Source organism: Vibrio sp. 10N.247.311.12 (genome assembly GCF_041467515.1).
In the GTDB taxonomy this organism is placed as follows: Bacteria; Pseudomonadota; Gammaproteobacteria; order Enterobacterales; family Vibrionaceae; genus Vibrio; species Vibrio crassostreae_C.
Window position 1 is genome coordinate 109245 of the sequence record NZ_JBFSUV010000005.1, and the last position, 19815, is coordinate 129059.

Consider the following 19815-nt stretch of genomic DNA (forward strand, 5'->3'; position numbering starts at 1 on the left):
AAGTTTTTATACAACATTTTTCATATTTTTCTTTTTATACATAAAGAATCAAAAAAAATTTGAAAACTACCTTTAAACATCCTTAGTTATTGTGATTAAAGCAATTACGGCGGTGGAATGATGATAGACATGACGAGTTTGCTGCGTTCAATCGACAACAACCACAAAGGGCTTCAATTGCTACTAGGCGATTTTTATAAGGACTTTTCAGACGCAGCGATCAACATAGAGACGCTCCATAAAAGTGACCGTTTTGATGAACTCAACAACTACTCAAAGAGATTAAAGACCATCTTAACTTTACTGTGTGATCAAGACTTGCCACCCAAAATGGCCAAATTGGAACATTTGAGTAAGCACGAATTCCCTGCACCTGAAGATCTTTTAGAGGATGTAAAAACTGAATTGCACAACGTCAATCGACAAATCAATCACTTGTTGGACATTAAGGAAGTAATAGATGACAAGTCATCGAGGTAGTCATGAGCAATAACCAAATAGAACATCACCTCAGAAAAGCACTCGTTTCCAATAACGAGGCTTCTAAGGTCACTGCTGATGACACTATTGTGCTTGCTAGTGCCATGACCAGCGTTCACAAAACGTTGCTCATTATATTCTTGCTCGCTTTGGTCGCTATTGCGGTGGCGTCACAAGCACGTATCGATATTGTTGTTTCTGTACGTGGCGAACTGCTATTGGAATCGGATGTTGAGAAAGTTCAGCATTTAGAAGGCGGGATATTAGAAGAATTGTTAGTCAGAAAAGGGGAAGTCGTTTATGAGGGCCAACCTATCGCTCGAATACGCTCACTTGACCGTAACACTCAACTTGATACCGTCAATACTGAAATTATTCAGATAGAGCTCGATAAGATTCGTTATGAAAGCTTACGCGACATGATAGAGCCTAACTTCGACGCTTTCATTGAGAAATACCCTGAGCAAGTTCAGGTCAACATGAATACCTGGAGACAAGAATTCTCTAAAAACCGTTCAAATGAAGAACTCATTACACACGATATTAAGCACAAGAACTCGTTGATCAGTTCAATGTTAAAGCGTCGCAAAAGTTCAGAGAATCAACTCTCTCTGATACGTAAGCAGCTCAACATCAAAAACACCCTCTATAAAGAAGAGATGGCGTCTTATGTCGACGTTCTTAACATGAAAGTACAAGAGTCGAATATGGTGCGTGAGATTGAGAACCTTGACGAATCTGTGATGAATGAGCGTTTCCAACTCGACAAACTGGAAAAGCAACACCGTGACTTGGTTGAGAATCGAAACTCTGAGTACCAAGCACAAATCATTCAAGCGAACAAAGACCTCAAGCTAAAGCGAATCTTACAACCGCAGCATTCCGACAAGGTTGATCGCCTAGTCGTCTACTCGCCAGTCGATGGTGTGGTCGATAAACTTCACTTCAATTTCCGTTCTGCTGTGATTCCGCCAGGAGAAAGTATCGCCGATATTGCCCCAATAAATAATTCGTTACACGGTGAAGCGAAGATCCCACGTAAAGACATGGGATTTGTCGAAATTGGTCAGGCAGTGAAAGTAAAAATGGATACCTATAACTTTGCAAAATACGGGTTTGTTGAGGGAACCATCGCCTCAATCAGCCGTTCATCATACGAAGAAGAAGACGCTGAATTCTATTTAGCTGAGATTGAAATTGACCGAAACTTTCTTGAACGAGGAGGCACTCAATACAAGTTATCACCTTACATGGAGTTTACCGCTGATGTGAAAACAGGCTCGCGTCGCGTGATCGAATACGCTGCGAAACCGGTGATGTCAGCCATCGAGGATGCTTTCGATGAGAGATAATCAATGAGCGGTAAACCTTCGTACAATATTTCCATACCCGCCCTACGTCTAAGCATACTATTTAGCGTGGTATTGGCTGCGCTCGCTTTCTATTTATACTTTTCTTGGTCAAAAATAGATTCAGTCGCACAAGTGCAAAGCGCCCCACTGCTCATACAAGCCCAGAAGCTTAATCAGACCATAGAACAAGATATTCAAACTCTGCAACAGTGTTTAAGTACCAACACTTGCGGCACTAACGAATTCAACCTGGTTAACTTGAAGCTTGAAATTGATGAATTTCGCTCTTTAGCCTCGTTGAACAAAACCGAGTTCAGCTTGGTTGGGGCAACTGAATACACACAACTGGAATTGGCGATTAATCGTTTCTCCGATAGCGCAAAAACACGTAACGACGTATTAGGCTTGTACCTTTCATTGACCAATAACTATCTGCAGATGGACGACAACTATCGCACCATGTTTAACAACCATGCAAATGACTTAATGTCAGAAAAAAACGAGTTCTTTATCTGGTTGTTTATGGTGGTCGTGATATTGGCTGTGATTACGATTCTATCCAACTCAGTTGCTATGTTGAAGCTAAAGAAATCCAGTTCTAACGAACGCGAAATCGACTATGAATTCGATGCCCTGTATCAAGAGCTGAAGCAGCTAGATTTACAACGTCTTGAAGAGCTTCTTAATGAAGTTAGCATCAACCCCAAGCAGCGTCAGATTTACTCTCATCTCAAACTTATTTTCAGTAAATTAGAAGACCAAAAGCGCAATAACGATCTCTACAAACAGTTGTATGCGCTGATCGGTTATGAGATTCGCGGAATTACAAACACCATCAACGGTGGTGTCCAATATCTGGTTCAAGAAACCGATGAAAACGGCGTGTTGATGGCGAACGATATTACCTCTGCGTGTAGCACACTATCTGAGTTAGCAGAAAACTATAATCGCTTGATATCACAGGGTACGGAAAGCAAGTCGAAAGAGTTCTCTTTACTGAGCGTGTTATCTGAATTAATGATTCATATCAGTGCCAAAGTACAACGTAATGAAAGCCAACTTGACTGTTTTATCTCTGACAACTTACCGAATCGTGTTGCAGGCCAATCCACCAGCTTATTCTGGATACTGTTCCTTCAACTTTCTAACGCTATTCAACTCAAATCAAATAAGAAACTGTTTGTAACGATTGAATCGGGTGCGGCTTCAGACATGGAAAATACCCGTGTCACCATCAACCTCAACTTCTTATCAACACTGGATGTTTCTGTTGCCAAGCTCAACAAACTCCATTGGAGCGCACACAAAGACCATACAGCCAGCACAGATGACTTAGCGAAAAGCGTTCTGAAGGATTACGGATATTACGAGAGCCACTGGTTCCAGTCAGGGGCTCAGGAACGTTTTCAGATCGAGCTTGATCTTAAGGCTAAGAACTTCCACACAGAGAAAACTCGCTTTGATGGCAAGCGTTTACTCTTGTGTGCTAATACTCAAGTTCGCATCGATGTGATGAAGAAAATGCTCAGTAACTTGGGGCTTGATATCACCGAGATTCGCACTGCAAATGAGCTTTTCTCAGCGGCGAAAACGTTCGGTGATTACGATGCTATTATGCTCACCGATACCTTTGAACCCAACAAACTGCCCTCACTAAGTAAGACTGTGAAATCTCAGCTTAAGAACCACCCAAATACCAAGTTACTGTTGTCAGTGACCAACACTCAGCAAGCACAAGAGTGTCATAGCTTCGTCGACAAAATCATCAACGCCCCTGCTATCCCTTATGAGTTCATTCCAAACCTACTCACCATTATGGAAGCGGAAGCATCGGAAGAACAGATGGAAAACAGCTCATTCCTTATCGTAGAGGATGACCGAGTTCAACAAATTTTACTGAAACGAATCTTGACCAAACAAGAATATGAACCAGACATGGTTGGCGATGGCGCCGATGCCGTGAAGCACTTTATGAACAAGCGTTCAGACATCATTTTCATGGACTGCATCATGCCGGGTATGGGCGGCATTGAAGCCACAAAACGTATTCGCCAGTTTGAACAAGAAAACGAGAAGAACCCTTGTACCATCATAGGTGCAACCGCATTGACCAGCAGTAACGAACACCAGGCTTGTATCGAAGCCGGAATGGATTACGTGATCAGCAAACCTTATAAAAGTGACCAAATAATCAAGGTGATCAACAAGTATGTGGCGGTACAAAAACTTAACTAGCAGCATTATGGCTGCGCTTGCTTTAAGCACGACACCTTCGGCATCGGCGACTACCCTGCTTGAGGCGGTAGAACTCGGCCTGCAAAACAACCTATCCCTTCGCGCCAGTGATAAAGGTGTGGAAGAGAACGAATACAACATTGGGATCAGCCGATCTAAGTTTCTGCCTTCACTCAATGGTGCTGCCGATACCACATGGAACGAGAATGAAACCTTGCTATCGAGCGTTCCCGATAAAACCTCTAGCTATAACTCAAACAGTTACAGCCTTTCTCTTTCGCAATCCATATTCAATCTTAGTGACATTTTCAAATATGGGACAGCAAAACTCGACTTCAATATCGAAGAGATTAAACACGAGAACAAAATCCAAAGCACCATTTCGGAAATCGGTTCTCAATACTTTGAGTATTTGAAAAACAACGCCCAAATCAAAGCGACCAAGGTTGAGCTTAAATCGTCCGAAACGCGTGAACATCAAATGCGACGCAATGTGGAACTCGGCAATACAGCCGCCAGTGAGCTTTACGAAGTGATTGCTCAGAAAGAAGGTGTGTCGAATCGATTGAGAACCTTGCAGAAAGACCGTCGCGTCATTCTCAACGGGCTATCGATTCAGATTCAATACCCTATCACTCCGTCTCAAGATATCTACGAAAGTGTGCCTTTAAAAGAGATAAACGAAACCGAACAACGATCAATCATGGATCAAGCGTTAAAGCTCAACAACGACTTGTTAGTGGCTAAGAAAAACGTCGAGAGAAGCCGCAGAAGCTTAAAAGAGAGCGGTTCGAACTTCTTACCGACAGTATCGCTTTCAGCCAGCTATCGACACGATGACGCCAATAACTTCGACAAAACCGACATTACAGCGACAGGCGAAAGTAACTCAACCAGTGTTGGGTTAAACCTAGCAGTTCCTATCTTGTCTGGTGGCTCTGATTACTACGGCTATCAAAAATCATCGACGGCCATCGAACGTACTGAGCTGCTTTACCAAGATTCGCTTTACACCACACGTAACAGTGTGAATACCTCCGTGCTCAACATTAACGATTTCTCGCAATCTATAAGCAGTTACGAAAACATCATTCGCGCCAACTACGCGTCTTATAAAGGGATCCAAAGAGCCTACCAATTAGGCACGCGTACCATCACCGACTTGCTGGCGGCGGAAAGTAAGCTGTTCAGCGCGTTAAGAGACTATGAAAGCGCACGATACGACTACATCATCGAGACCATCAAGCTTGAGCAAATTAAGGGAATACTCTCAATTCAATCTATCGAAAGCGTGATGCAATTAATGAGTGATATTGAAGGTCGCGACAATCAAGATTTGGTGCCAAAACATCTTCTCTCAACGGAGTCATTGAGAAAAGGAGGTCACAATGCAAACTGAGCAGTTTTCGCAAAAGATCAACATGGCAGATAAGTGTTATCTGACTTTCTCAACGATAATATCGACCCTGTTTGGTTTGGTACTGCCCTTCTCTATTCTGATCATTTTTGACCGAGTGTTACCCAACCAAGCACAAGATACGCTGTTCTTATTGTTCGCGATTATTTTGATTTCCATCTTCCTCGACTACCACTTAAAAAGTCAGGAAGAGAAGATATCTTCCGTTATCATGAGGCAGTTTGAAACCAACCTAACCAACAAGGTATTCCAATCCATCTGTTTGGCGGAAATATATAAATTCCGTCGTTTGGAACCAGGCGAATACCTAGAACGAATCTCAACCATTCCTGAACTTAAGACCTTCTTTGGTGGAGAATCGGTTCGAGCGCTTATCAACCTTGCTGTTAGCGTGATTACTATACTTATCATCGGTCTCATTAACATATGGGCTGGTATCACCCTTCTAATTGCCTCGGCTGTCTTAGCGATTTTCGCTTGGAGTCTTTCCAAACAGAAAATTGGTAGCTTGCAGAATAAGTCAGACATCGAAGGGTTAACTACCTCCAAAATCATTGAGATCATCTCTAGCCCGCTTGATATTAAAGCGCGAAACATGGAGTACCGCGTTGAAAGCCTGATGACACAAATGGTCGAAGAGCGTGAAGTGGAGAACATCAAATATGAGCAAATCGAGTCGAACTTTGGCTTGATTTTGGCGCTCATCCAACAGCTATCCATTGCTTGCGTTGTTGTGGTCTTGGCGACTGCCGTAATCAATATGGAATCGAGTCAAGGCATCATGGCCGCGATCATCATGCTAACCAACCGTTACTTTGCGCCATATCAACAGGTAATGAGAACCGCGAGCCGCTGGGAGTTAAACAAACTCCATATCCAACGTATCGCTGACCTCCTTGAATTGGCCGCCTCTGTTGAACACCAACATGAAACAACAGAAGTTGAACGTATTTCGGTTAAGTATTCTGAAAAGCAGCGTATCGAGTTCGAACTCGGACAAGCCTATTTGCTGACAGGGAAAAGTGGTTCAGGTAAGACCCACCTCGCTAACTGTATTACGCGTCAGAACAGTGATAGCAAACTCGATATCATGATTAACGACACGCCTTTGGATGACATCAATTACAACGTTTGGCGTAACAGTGTTCTGATGGTTGATAAGACCAGTTCGTTCGTAGAAGGGACGATTATCGATAACCTGACCTGTTTCCGACCAAGCTTGAATAACACGGCGTTTGCACTGTGTGAAACCATGAACATCAAAGCGCAAATTGATGGGCTTCCTGCCGGGTTTTATACAGAACTCAAAGGCCATATGCGTAACCCATTCTCTCGCCAAGTTGGCTACGCCTTATTATTAGTTCGTGCCCTGCTCGCCAGTAAGCGTGTATTGATATTCGATGACATCGATTGTGTCTTTGATGAGGAATTTGCACGAATGGTTCTCACCAGTACGGCTTATCGCGCCAATGACAAAATATTGATCATCGCCAGCAATAAAATGGACAAACTTAATCACCGCCTCAAACGCGTAAAACTTACCGGAGGTGACCAATGAGTATCCTAGTTGACTTCAATAATGTGCCGCAACGTGTCTTGGATTTTGAATCTAGTGGATACGACGAACGTTACAGTCAATCGCCACTTATTCGTGGTTTGGCCTACACCTTGATAGCACTCGAATGGGAAGGCACACCCGCAATACTCAGCGATGCTTTTATTCCAAAACCCAAAGATGGCGACAGCTTTACAGCAACCATAGAGCGCCTTGGATATCGCTGTGATGTTACTAAACTAAAGACACTCGAGAATATCGATAAGCACCCTCAGCCATGCTTTATTGAAATAGAGAATCTAAGTGCGATTTTCTTAGGCACCAAAGATGGAAAGTTGCTGCTGTTTGATTACACGAACAACAACACCATTGAATACCCAATGTGCAAAAAGCCCTGTTTGCTGATTGCGATTAGCGAATATTCTCGTCTGTTCCGCGAGCCACCTCCGGAATCGCAAGACAGAAGCAATTGGATTAAATACGCTTTCTATCGTTATAACAATGAACTTAAAAGCCTGATCATTCTGAGCTTCGTCATCAGTATTCTCGGTGCATTGCAGCCATTCTTTATTATGAGTGTATATAACTTCGCACTGACTTCGAGCTCCGAAGCCACACTCTATTGGTTAACCTTATTCGCCATTATTGTTGGCTTCTCGGAGTATTTCTTTAAAAAGATGCGGGTAAATATCATTGCCACGTCCGGTAAAGATCTCGCCGTGCACATCTCGCAAGCCGTTATATCTAAATTGCTTTGGCTACCCTATGCGATGACATCTACTGCTGGGGTCTCTTCTCAGCTAGCACGTTTGAAAGATATCGATACCTTCCGACGCTTGGTGACTGCCGAATCGACGCTCAGCTATTTTGATATGCCGTTTGTGATCGTATTTATCATCGCCATTGCTCTGATGTCTGGTACAGCGGCATTAGTGGTGATGGGTGGTTTAATCCTGATGTTAGTGTTCTGTATTTACTCTCGCTATATCTACTCGCAAGCCACATCCAAAAGTTCGCGCGCCAATGCGATGGTCTCGTATCAATGGAACGAAATCCTTCGTGGTATCAAAACAATCCAAGGCCTGCCTTTACTTCGTGTCGTTCAATCTCGATTCAGTGCATCGCATATGCAAAGCACCAGCGATGCAGAGAACGTTGCCGTGACTAACAGTAAGATTCAGGCCGCTGGTGGCAGTTTGATTCAAGTGATTGGTACAGCAAGTATCGTGACCGCGGTAATCGGCGTGATGGAAGGTACTTCTGATGCGGGTGCCATGCTCGCAACCGTTATTTTGGTTTGGAAAGCGTTAGGCCCAATCATGGGTATCTATAACTCAATTTCCAAGTTCCAATCGATCAAGGCTTCATCAGCACAGATAAACAACCTGATGTCGATGAATGACGACAAATTGACCTTAGAAAAAAGCCCACCTATTCGCCTGTTCCAAGGAAGCATTGTGGGCAGCGGAGTCAGTCACCGATATGCAGGAGCCGCAACCGGCTTAACTAACTTGGGGTTCAAAATCCCACCCAGTGCCAAAGTGGTCATTTGTGGCCCTACGGGCTGCGGTAAAACCACCTTAATATCAATCATTGCTGGGTTAGAAGACCGCTATCAAGGCGCAGTCTCTGTCGATGGTTACAACATTAAACAGTTCAATAGCTACCGTTATCGCACCTCGATTAACTACATCCCTTTTAATTTGCATATTTTTGAAGGCTCACTCGAGACCAATTTCATTCTACACAACGGGCTGATTCCAACAGACAAGATGCAAGAGATGGTGAGCTTCTTCGAGTTAGATGAATGGCTTCCGGAAGGCTTAGCTACTCAGTTAAGCGTGGATAAATGCAAAAGTCTCCCGAATGGAATTCAACAAAAATTGCGTCTGGCACTCGGCTTAGGTAACTGTGAGCAATCTCTGATTATTATTGATGAACCGTTCAACGGTGCAGAGCAAGAAAACGCTCAATACTTTAATCGCCTGTTCTCCGATAAATTGTTGAATAAGACCGTGATTTTTTCGACTAACGACCCTGGTTTGATCGCAACATCAAACATGAGTTTAGTGTTAGAGCCGGATGGAAATTTGAAATATTTTGGCTTAACAGACAAATACTTAAACAGCTTAAGCTAAAACCTCAACGCTTAATCACAATTCGCTATTTAGGGAAATGGATATAATTGACAAATTCATAAGCGAGAGGGATGATTCGCCCCAATACCACAGGTAACAAGGAAGAATATGTACACATTCGTTGCAGACAAGCTTGATGTAGCTTACTTATCCGCAATTCCTGAAAACCACCAACTTCAGGAGTGCGATGTACCTGAAGAAGAGATGGAGCTTCGAGAGATCGTTGAGGTTTGGTATGAGTCTGCCTTCCTACCCGCTTTCAATCTTCAGAAAATAGACATTGAGAACAAAGCAGAGCTCACCATCGTACAAATGCACGTATTCAGCAATGATACGAGCACACTCGCCTTCCTACTAAAAAACAGAGTGTATCGCGCCGCACTTAACAGAATGCTCGGTATTTGGACATTAGAACCCTCTGCAAAAACCGTATTAGAGCAACTTCTTTTCGAATTAAGCCTCGATAACAATCGTCCTCATTAGTAAGCTTTTTAAGTGATTCATCAATAAGCATAAAATTAAACAAACTGCCAAACGCTATAAATTACTAATAAAAGAACGCATTTCAAAATAAGCTCTGGAATCACAAGAACTTATACCTCTCCCACACTTACGCAAAATTTACCGTTTCAAAGTTTCCATATCGGCATTTTTATTCTACTGTTTTTATATAACGACAGTTGGATGGATCCTTATATGGCGATTACGGTTTGGAATAACCTTTCAGTCAAACATAAACTCTTTGGCTTAGTTCTACTTCCCATTTCATTATTACTCTTCCTAGCAGGTAGACAGGCTTATATATTAACGACTCAGTTAACCGATTTTGAACGAACCAATCAGTTATCTGTCTATCTTCAAGATATTTCTATTTTGTATAGAAGTACCTTAGCCTCTAGCCCTGAAGAGTTTGCTACTCAAAGCAACCAAGTAAAGGCAGAACTTAAAAACCTGTCTCCCATCATTTTTTTAGACGCATCTGATGAAATGAATCAACTTGTTGCCGATTTCAGCGAAGCGACCTTATCGACGATGCAAGTGACTGACACTTACGATAAATTGGATGCCCTCGAATGGCAGAGCGATTTATACAAGCAACTGTTACTTGAAGTAGAGAAAGTCCCTTTTGAAAACACTAAACGTGAAATTCAACAGCACCTCACTGCCCTTCAACAACTTGAGTGGTTGATGTTTTGGTCGAACGAAGAGTTCAAGCTTGGTAGTTCACTGATTGAGATCTTCCAAATCAGCCAAGAGTACGACCCAGAACTCGCCGAACAGATCAAAACCTTGAGTGAAAGACAGCAATTGTTCTTAGAGCGCTTTGTTTCATTGAACGCCAACGAACATCAAGTTTCTTTGATGGTTGAAGTGTTTCGAAATGATGTGTTTGCTCAAAGCCAAGAGATAAGAAGCGCGCTACTCGACCTAAATACAATCAGCCAACTGACGCCACAAGAAGTGTCTGTCGGCTTAGAAGCGATGAGCGCACGGCTCAACTTATTACAAAGCCTTGGCGGCGTAATCAAGCAAGAGTTTCAACAAGAAGTTGAGCAAGCCATCTATGACGCGCAAATACAACGAACCCTGTTTATTTCAATCGTCGCTTTGCTGGCAGCGATTGTTATGGGTTTAACTCTTAGCTTGGCGAGACAAGTCACTAACAACCTTAATTTGGTGTTAGCTTTCTTAAAAAGCGAAAATGATGACACGCGCCCTTCTTTAGATAAATTAATCCAAGGTAAAGATGAACTCAGTCTGTTTGCTCAGCAAGTTGAACGATTGACCATCGAACGAGAGCTCGCGAAAGAGAGATTGACGGTAGCAAAAGAAGACGCAGAGAGAGCCAAAGAGGATGCCGAACACGCGAAAGACCACGCAATACAAGCCAGCAAAGCAAAAAGTAGCTTCTTGGCCAACATGTCTCATGAAATTCGCACCCCGCTCAATGGTGTTATTGGTATTTCGGAAATCCTCGCAGATACGCCGCTCACACCCACACAGCGTGATTATGTGGATACGATTGAAACTTCATCCCAACTGCTACTTAGCTTAATCAACGATATCTTAGACTTCTCTAAAATTGAGTCTGGCATGCTATTAATCAGCCCGCATTCTGCATCGATTAGAGAGTCGATATACGACATCGCCTCTATTGTGGCACCAAAAGCGAAAGAACAAAAAATATCGGTTAACGTTGATATCAGCCCAGACACACCAGCTCGCGTGATGATCGACGATCACCGCTTAAGACAAATCCTAATGAACTTTATGTCGAATGCAGTGAAGTTTACGGCAGAAGGTGGCGTCACATTATCAATCCAAACGCTCGAACAATCTGACGATAATGTCACCATTCGATTTGCCGTTCGCGACACAGGTATTGGTATCGATTCAAAGCAACAAAAACAAATATTTGAACCCTTCGCTCAAGAGGATGATTCAACAACCAGACAATTCGGTGGTACCGGTCTTGGCCTAGCCATCAGTACACAGTTGGTAGAGCTGATGGGTGGTCAAATTCAACTCGACTCCGTCAAAGGTGAAGGAAGCTGTTTCTACTTCGACTTGGTATTGCCTGTTGACTTGATACTGCCAAAACCAAGTACAGCAACGGCTGATATTTATGTGCTGGGTAACGAAAATATGCTCTCCGAGCGAATAGAGTCCGACCTTAACCTTTATGGTTTGAAGGTTACCGATAAAACGAATGATATAACGGCAATTACAGAGCAGCTCTCCACTCAAAAACACACTAAACCTATTACTGTTGTTTTCGCCGAAGATGACGCATTCCTAGCTAATACCCACGCAGATAACTTAGAAAAGCTGCACCAAAACGGCATCACTATCTGTTTGATACGTTCCTTCTTAAGTGAGCCAGCGGATCTTGGTGACAGCGTTACTGCACAAGTCGCACAGCCCCTACTCGGCTTGCGTTTAATTAAAGCTATTGAGCTTTGTGATACTCGAGGTTTGGCGGAACTATCAGAAGCAAGCCAGACATCAGTCGAGATCCAACACAAAATCCTCATCGTTGAAGACAACAAGATCAACCAAAAAATTGCTGGTCTTCATGTCGGTAAAAGTGGTTTTGAATTCGAGTTCGCTAATAATGGTCAAGAAGCTGTGGACATGTTCACCGCTAATCCTCATTACGCGGCGATACTCATGGACTGCATGATGCCGGTTATGGATGGCTTTGATGCAACAAGCAACATCCGAAGAATTGAAAAAGAAACGGAAGCGACGCGACGCATCCCTATCATTGCATTGACCGCCAGTGTCATCGATGACGATATTCAGAGGTGTTTCGACGTTGGTATGGATGACTATGTACCAAAACCATTCAAGTTCGAAATGCTTAAAGAGAAAGTACTCACCGCGGTAGAAGCTATGCCACTACCAGCTTCCTATAAAGCTCAACCTAAGAAACAACCTGCAACTGTCACTCCAATTATCAACGGGGCTGCGACCAAACGTACTTTGCCTGAAGAAGCGGAACAAAACGCAATTCCGAGCAAATCAGAGAGAATCTTGCTAGTCGAAGACAACCGCGTCAATCAAAAAGTAGCTTCTATCATGCTGAAGAAGGCCGGATATGCCTTTGAAATTGCAGACAACGGACAAATTGCCGTTGATATGTACCAGAACGACAGTAGCTTCGACATTATTTTGATGGATTGCATGATGCCTGTTATGGACGGTTTCACTGCAACTAAGGAGATTCGAGAACACGAGAAAAACCAAGGCTTAAGCAAAACTCCTATTATCGCGTTAACCGCTAGTGTTATCGATGATGATATTCAAAAGTGCTTTGATTCCGGAATGGATGGGTACGTAGCGAAGCCCGTAAGAAAAGAAAAACTGTTCCACCAAATAGAAAGTGCGACTTGTTAGGAGAAACCAATGGATTGGATCAAAACAATTAAAACACTCTCGTGCAGAGCGCAGCTACCCGCAGTGATAGGGTTGTTAGGAAGCTTACTTCTTCTCAGCCCCGCTCATGCCGCTGAAGATTATGCCATATTTTCTTTAGACTCCGGATTTGAAGAGATATCAATAAACAAAGCGCGAAAGCTCTATAGAGGGAAAACTAAGCACCTCAATGGCAAACGTGTTGAACTGTCTGATTGGCCTGAGAACAGTGCCGAAAGAGAGGACTTTTATCAGCTTTTGCTTGGAAAAAATGCCGCTCAAATGAATGCACACTGGGCTGGTTTATCTTTTTCAGGAAAAGCGCGTTATCCAAGAGAAATCAAAACGGCGTCAACCGACAGCTTAGTCGACTGGCTTGATGACAAACCAAACCGTATTGGTTACTCCCCACTCTCTTCGGTTCCTCAAAATGCCAACGTTCTCTACGTTATAAGTTCGGAGAAATAATATGAAAAGAATAATTACGTCAGTGTTATGTGCTTCAATGGCCTCTCCGGCTTTTGCGAATATCGAACTTACCGATAATTTATCCTTGAGTGGCTTTGGCTCAACGTCTTGGGCAACATCGGATAACGATAATCCATTAATCATCAACCGCGGTTTTACTGATGAGAGCTGTTACGACTGTGATACCACATTTGGTGTTCAACTCGATTACTTCTACAACTCATTCAAAGCTTCCGTGCAAGTTGTCAAGCCACCCCAATATGATTGGAGTGAGCCGCAGCTAGAGTGGGCTTACTTAGGTTATGAATTTAATGACTTTGATGTCAGCATTGGTCGATTACGACTGCCACTGTTCCTTGCCTCTGAGTACTACTATGTAGGCCAAGCCTATATGACCGCGAGGCCACCTACAGAGGTGTATAACAGCGTTCTCGGAATCACAGCTTTCAATGGCATAAAAGTGAGCTGGACTCACGATGTCAGTGACGAAGCTACTCTTTTACTTACTCCGTTTATCGGCATAAAAGATAAAAATGACGTAGATTTCGACTCGACTACAAAACTGGAATTTGAAACCAATCGCATGCTCGGCGCAAATCTGCAGCTAAGCGGTGATAGCTACCGTTGGAATTTATCTTTCCTAGATTCAAATTTCGATCAGATTGTTATCACAACAATTCCCGGAGTACCGACCCCATTCAGAACTGAGCAAGACAACAAGCATATACAACTTTGGTCATTAGGAGCAGAATACGAACTGGGTCAATTTGTTTTGACAAGTGAAGGACAGATCAGTGACATCTCGTCCTCGATGTACGCTAGTTTGGGCTACAGAATAGATTTATTCACTCCATACGTCGTTTACGGAGCAGAGTTTGATTCTCACGAACACCTAACAGGAAACAGCTACCTAATTGGTGTGGATTACGATGTGTTACCTAACGTCTCCATCAATGGCGAAGTGCAATATTTTGAGGCTCGTAAAGCAAACGGTGCCTTTGTTGAGAATTTCAACGCACTTACTGGTTTTGATGACAAAGATGCCGTCCTTTATACCATCATGTTGAGTTTCGTCTTCTAACCCAAAATTAGACAATCACCATTAAATAAAAGCCCAAGGTAATCAAATAACCTTGGGCTTTTTAATGCTGGTAAGTAAGCAACGCTTAGTATTTAAATAATACTTTCACGTCACCTGTTAAAGCGGCTTCATCTACATAACCAATTGCATTGGTTTTTGAAGCAACCGTTATAATTGCTTCGTTGTAGTCTGAAACCTGGATTGGAGCTTCAGCTTTACCGGTAAATACAAGTCGCGACCACGCTGATTGAAGTTGTGATTCGCTGCGTCCCGTTGCCACCTCATGGAAGGCAAGTCTGCCTTCAGAACCATCAGCTAGCTCGATGATCTGTGCTTTAGTACCATTCGATAGCTTGCTTTTCTTACCCATGAATAACTTTTTAACGTCTGATTTAGATAAAGAATCAACGCCAGCATTGTTACCAATCACTACCATTCCAGCAGAAGCGTTAAATGAAAGAACCGCTACGGTTATTGCTGCCAGTAAACTTTTCATATGGCCTCCTTAGAATACGAAATCAAGACGTGCTGAATAGACAATAGAGCTGTCTTCAAGGTAATTACCCGTTGCAATATATGGGCTTACTGTTGTTTCAACATTACTTTGGAACCCACCACTAGTATCGCGGTAATCGACATAGGTCACATCCGCTTTTAAAGACATGTTCTTAGCGAAATCCCAACGGCTACCAACAGAGTAAGAAAGACGCTCGTAATTCATCGACTCTTGAATAGCCGTCGTAGTCATGTTCTCACGTTCTTCGTTGTCTGTTGTTTCAACCCAGCTAACGGAAACGTAAGGCGTAAATTCATTGACTCGGTAACCAACCAAACCAGAAACCGATTGATAGTCATAAAACTGCCCTTCCAATTGAACATCTGCAGCTTCTACGTTAACTAACAGATCACCATTGTCATATTGAGCACCCAAAGAGATGAACTGACCATCTTGGCTATCTAGCATTGCACCCAATTGACAATACGGGTCTTGTGAGTTTTGGAAATCACAAGATGGATTAGATTCAGCAACAAAATATGAACCACGGAAGGTAAAGTCATCTACGTTCCAGTTGGCACTGATACCGAATAGTTTATCTAGTTTCACCTCACCAACAATTGAGTCATCTTCATCAATAGTACCGATACCAACCACTGGCTGAAGAAGAATACTTGAATCTTCAAGTTCAATCGGAATCAATAAATCAGTACCCGTGTAGCCCTTCAAAACAATGTTTTCATACAACTCTTGAGAAGGCCTGATCATTGGATACGCATAGCCAAGGTCTGTGTAATCTGAGTAGAAAAACAAAGGTAAACGCAACTTACCTGCTCGAGCTGTGAAGGCCTCAAAATCATAAGAGGCATAAGCCATCTCAATTTTTGGCTCATAATCATAACGGCTGTTTGCAACGATTTGCGTCACGAACTTAGCACGCTCATTTACTTGAAAATCAAATTGTAAGCCTGCTAATGTCTCTTGCTCCCAATCTAATTTTTCGTCGGTATAACCCGCATAACCTATCGCATTGTCTGACTTACCGATGCCTACAGAACCAAATCCACTAATTCGAAGATCATCCATGTTTGCAGCATTTGCTCCAAACGCCATACTTACTAGGGCAGCAACCACTGTCTTCTTCATAACTAACTCCAATTGTTATGTGATTTTTCGTTTTTATATAATTGTTTTTGTATAATCAGCCCATATTTGGGGCATACTGCCGCCCTCCTTAAGGCATAGCCGAAAGGAGAGAGGGAATGATTCTAGGGAACTTAACTGACTTTAAAGTGGCCAGTTAGTGTTGAAAGGTTACGAGTCACTTTTTGAATATCTTGCGCCACGGCGTCCACTTGCTGAACGCTGTTACTGGTGCCTTCTGCCATCTTGCGAATTTCTTCGACAAAAGTTTCAATACGAGTGGAGGTTTGCTCCTGCTCTTCAGTCGCAGCGGCAATACTTTCGTTTCGTTGACTGATTTCGATAATATCTGAAGTAATTTTCTGCAGAGAATTTTCCGCGACAATTGACTTTTCAACACAAGTTTCGGCTTTAACTACGCTATCAGAAATAATCGATGACGCAGTTTTTGCTTGGTCTTGTAACTGTAAGAGTACAGATTGAATTTCTTGTGTAGATGATTGAGTTCTTGATGCTAACGTTCTTACTTCATCAGCAACGACAGCAAAACCACGGCCTTGTTCACCAGCGCGTGCAGCTTCAATTGCCGCATTAAGCGCAAGCAGGTTGGTTTGCTCTGCAATCGCACTGATCGACTCAAGTATCGAGCCAGCACTTTGTGTGTTGTCATTTAGCTGTTTAACCACTTGAGATGCATTACTTACATCATGCGTTAATTCTTGCACGGCTAAAATCGTACTCTTGACTTGCTTCTCTCCTAAGCTTGCTTGCTCACTCGCACTGGAAGCTGAAGTCGAAGCATCATTAGCGTTCGTAGCGATTTCTCTAGCGGCAAGAAACAATTGATTTAATGAACTTGATACTTCTTCAATAGAGAGATGCTGCTTAGTCGACAACTCACTTGTTACTTGACTTGATTTAACAAGTGAACCAGAGATCGTGTCCAGCTGAGTAACGTTACCTATAGTGTGTGTGACGTTCTGTTGTAAATGAGAGACAAAGTTATTGAATGATTCAACTAAAGGTTTCAGTTCGTCATTTTTTTCATGCTGTAGGCGAACCGTTAAGTCTCCATCCCCTTCAGCAATATCACGCATTTTGTCACTGATATTCGCGAGATCTCTACGTATACCTTTCACCACAAACCAACCAAAGATACACATCGCAAGCATGGCTACAGCACCAGACACACTCATGATTTGGTTAGCTTTTTTATTGTTTGATTCTAGATCTTGTACCGCGTTTTCAAACTCTGATTGACGAGCCAAAGAAAACTTATGCATACCCAAAGTAAGCTCATCTAAGATTGCGGTGCTCTGTTTTGCAAAGCGCCCAGCTTCGCTAAGGCTGATCTCTTCATCTATCATGCCTTGAGCAACTCGGTAAGCTAACTCAAAATATTGATTGGTTTGATTTTGCAAAAGTGCAGATGAGCTCTGTAATGAAGGATCGAGAGAGATTTGAATGTTGAAGTTATTTTGAATCTCAGCGAGAGTTTGCTTGTTCATCTCCAAAATCTCGTCATCGCCTAGAGTCACTGCCAAATTAAAGCGCTCGGCTAATTGAGAGATCAATACACTATTCAATGAAGCCGCATTCATAACCGGATAAGTAACTTGATCAATTCGATTAACCTGTTGGGTGTTACTGGTTAACGTATCCCCTCCGACAAATAGAATACTAGTAAATCCTACTAGCGACACTAAACATAAAGCCAAAATCCTATTTTTGATCGATAGTGTAAACATAAGCTCCCTTTGTTAAACAGTATGATGAACTGCAAATGTATTTTGAATAATAACAGATCTGACCAGTATATCAATCTGTCACACCGAAAATAGTGACAAAAATGTTAATATTATTTATAAATTATTATACAAGTAAGAATAACCATATAAATCAGCATGTATAATTAACTACTTTATTAAAAACGAGTTCAACATCAAACTGAACACCTCTCCATAAGACTGTAATTCATCATGTTCCAAAATCGCTTTAGTTATTCAAAAATTAGGATTTCAAGATAGTTAAATTAATATTGAGAACCCAAGTTTGCCCTTACATTTAGCTTCGCAATAAATTTAAGCCGCAAAATTCTCTACTATTTAATGATTCTGTCAGCAGCGTCAGTGTTGTGTAAAAAGGCTGCAAACTCACGAACTTCACCGCCCTTACTCGGTCAATCTTAGAGCGAATAAACAGATACCTTAAACGGAGAACGCATGCGAATAGCGACTTTATCTTTAAGTTTGGTTTCAGCGGTCGGTTTCGCGGCTAAGCCAAATCCTTTTCCAATTACGCCAGACGAAACTGGCGAAGAGTTTATGGTAAGTGCAACGAATCCATATGTAAGCAGCACTGGGTATTCGGTACTCAAGCAAGGAGGTAATGCAGTCGATGCAATGGTGGCGATGCAGATGACAATGTCGGTGGTTGAACCGGATATGACTGGGATTGGCGGCGGTACTTTTGCGCTGTTTTACCAAAAAGACAAAGACCAAGATTGATCGCACCAAACCTTATGACCCAACGGGTTTGCTCGTCGAAAAGAAAACCTACGCCGAAATGTTAGTACCAGAGTTCATGCAGCTCGGTTATCCGGTGCATGTCATTCCAGTCGTCAGTGGCTTGAATGCCATTGAAGTCAAAGATGGCAAGATCTATGGCGCGACCGACAGACGCCGTGCATCAAGCTCTATGGGTGAATAATAAAACGAAATGGGCAAGTAACAGGCTTGCCCTTATTTTGTCTTTAGTTGCTTGAACCTCGTCTAAGCAGTTCATGGATGCGAAAAAGCCAGTCGAACGTGTTGAACTGACCCCCAATAGTTGGACACCAATTATTGGGGGTCTTTTTATGTCCAAATATAGCCGTGAGCTAAAATGTATCATTGCTAAGCAATACTTAGATGGCACGTCATCTCTCTATTTAGCAAAACAATATTCAATTTCTTCAAGGCAGATACGGTATTGGGCTCAAGTCTTTGCCATCCATGGTACTGATTCATTTTTACCAACTAAGCATGCCGCGACTGCTCAAACAAAACGAAAAGCATTGAATTTAATGTGGACGAATGAATGGTCTCTCACGCACACTAGCGCTGTATTAAACCTCTCATCCCCTGGGATACTCTCTGTCTGGCTCAAAAGATTTAATGAGCTCGGTATCAAGGGGCTCAAAATGCGCCAGAAAGGAAGACCCTCAATGAAACAGCAACCTCAACGTACCACTAAGCCTGATAATGAAATGACACTTGAGGAGCTAAAAGAGGAGTTGGTCTACTTACGAACCGAGAATGCCGTTCTAAAAAAGTTGGAAGAGTTGGAGCAGGAAAAAAACCGTCGAACAAAGAAAAAGCGGTCATAGCTCTAACTCTTAAAGGCAAGTACCCGCTGAAGCACTTACTGCAGACTCTACAGCTGGCAAAAAGTGTCTTTTATTATCAAGCTCAAACAAACAAGCGCCCAAATAGCTACGAACGTGAGCTGCGGTTGATAAAGTCAATTTATCATGAACATAAGGGTCGATACG

The 19815-nt window shown here is 42.6% G+C and carries 15 protein-coding genes and 1 pseudogene; 13 read left to right on the plus strand and 3 right to left on the minus strand.

The features are described from left to right. Positions 1 to 117 precede the first annotated feature (117 nt). The 10 genes from AB6E30_RS04320 (at position 118) to AB6E30_RS04365 (ending at position 14644) form a co-directional block, all read left to right on the plus strand. Positions 118 to 480 (plus strand): hypothetical protein, encoded by a 363-nt coding sequence (locus tag AB6E30_RS04320; RefSeq protein ID WP_016793662.1) that lies wholly within the window; start codon positions 118 to 120, stop codon positions 478 to 480. A 2-nt stretch (positions 481 to 482) separates the two neighbouring features. Beyond that, entirely contained in the window at positions 483 to 1832 is a 1350-nt protein-coding gene (locus AB6E30_RS04325; RefSeq protein WP_017060459.1) for an HlyD family type I secretion periplasmic adaptor subunit, read from the plus strand. A 3-nt stretch (positions 1833 to 1835) separates the two neighbouring features. Further along, entirely contained in the window at positions 1836 to 4067 is a 2232-nt protein-coding gene (locus AB6E30_RS04330; protein WP_029235405.1) for a response regulator, read from the plus strand. Next, on the plus strand, positions 4042 to 5466 hold the full coding sequence (locus AB6E30_RS04335) for a TolC family protein (RefSeq protein WP_372102728.1): 1425 nt from the start codon (positions 4042 to 4044) through the stop codon (positions 5464 to 5466). The genes AB6E30_RS04330 and AB6E30_RS04335 overlap by 26 nt, the downstream gene beginning before the upstream one ends. Beyond that, complete coding sequence (locus tag AB6E30_RS04340; protein ID WP_372102730.1) at positions 5456 to 7042, plus strand: ATP-binding cassette domain-containing protein; 1587 nt, start codon at positions 5456 to 5458, stop codon at positions 7040 to 7042. Before AB6E30_RS04335 ends, AB6E30_RS04340 begins: the two co-directional genes overlap by 11 nt. Beyond that, positions 7039 to 9177, plus strand: a complete 2139-nt coding sequence (locus AB6E30_RS04345; RefSeq protein WP_372102732.1) for an ATP-binding cassette domain-containing protein — start codon at positions 7039 to 7041, stop codon at positions 9175 to 9177. The genes AB6E30_RS04340 and AB6E30_RS04345 overlap by 4 nt, the downstream gene beginning before the upstream one ends. Positions 9178 to 9285: 108 nt before the next feature. Further along, positions 9286 to 9660 carry a hypothetical protein gene (locus AB6E30_RS04350; protein WP_017060464.1) on the plus strand — a complete coding sequence of 125 codons (375 nt, stop codon included), beginning with the start codon at positions 9286 to 9288 and terminating at the stop codon, positions 9658 to 9660. Between the two features lie 213 nt (positions 9661 to 9873). Further along, a complete protein-coding gene (locus tag AB6E30_RS04355) occupies positions 9874 to 13077 on the plus strand; it encodes a response regulator (protein WP_372101360.1) in 3204 nt (1067 codons plus the stop codon). Positions 13078 to 13086: 9 nt separating this feature from the next. Continuing rightward, complete coding sequence (locus AB6E30_RS04360; protein ID WP_372102734.1) at positions 13087 to 13563, plus strand: hypothetical protein; 477 nt, start codon at positions 13087 to 13089, stop codon at positions 13561 to 13563. A 1-nt stretch (position 13564) separates the two neighbouring features. Beyond that, positions 13565 to 14644, plus strand: a complete 1080-nt coding sequence (locus AB6E30_RS04365; RefSeq protein ID WP_372102736.1) for a sulfate ABC transporter permease — start codon at positions 13565 to 13567, stop codon at positions 14642 to 14644. Between the two features lie 85 nt (positions 14645 to 14729). On the opposite strand, the gene AB6E30_RS04370 is transcribed toward AB6E30_RS04365, so the two are convergent. The 3 genes from AB6E30_RS04370 to AB6E30_RS04380 all read right to left on the minus strand — a co-directional run bounded on the left by AB6E30_RS04370 (position 14730) and on the right by AB6E30_RS04380 (position 17884). Beyond that, positions 14730 to 15140, minus strand: coding sequence for a phosphate ABC transporter substrate-binding protein (locus AB6E30_RS04370; protein ID WP_010429296.1), 411 nt, complete (start codon positions 15138 to 15140; stop codon positions 14730 to 14732). A 9-nt stretch (positions 15141 to 15149) separates the two neighbouring features. Beyond that, positions 15150 to 16286, minus strand: a complete 1137-nt coding sequence (locus AB6E30_RS04375; protein WP_372102738.1) for an outer membrane beta-barrel protein — start codon at positions 16284 to 16286, stop codon at positions 15150 to 15152. A 131-nt stretch (positions 16287 to 16417) separates the two neighbouring features. Further along, a complete protein-coding gene (locus AB6E30_RS04380) occupies positions 16418 to 17884 on the minus strand; it encodes a methyl-accepting chemotaxis protein (RefSeq protein ID WP_102393124.1) in 1467 nt (488 codons plus the stop codon). A 621-nt stretch (positions 17885 to 18505) separates the two neighbouring features. On the opposite strand from AB6E30_RS04380, the pseudogene AB6E30_RS04385 reads away from it, so the two are divergent. The 3 genes and pseudogenes from AB6E30_RS04385 to AB6E30_RS04395 all read left to right on the plus strand — a co-directional run. After that, positions 18506 to 18784 (plus strand): annotated as a pseudogene (locus AB6E30_RS04385) (gamma-glutamyltransferase); the annotation flags it as partial. A gap of 64 nt (positions 18785 to 18848) precedes the next feature. After that, a complete protein-coding gene (locus AB6E30_RS04390) occupies positions 18849 to 18992 on the plus strand; it encodes a hypothetical protein (RefSeq protein ID WP_157939025.1) in 144 nt (47 codons plus the stop codon). 148 nt (positions 18993 to 19140) lie between these two features. Beyond that, positions 19141 to 19650: a helix-turn-helix domain-containing protein gene (locus AB6E30_RS04395; protein WP_029236503.1), complete on the plus strand. Its 510-nt coding sequence runs from the start codon at positions 19141 to 19143 to the stop codon at positions 19648 to 19650. Positions 19651 to 19815: the final 165 nt, after the last annotated feature.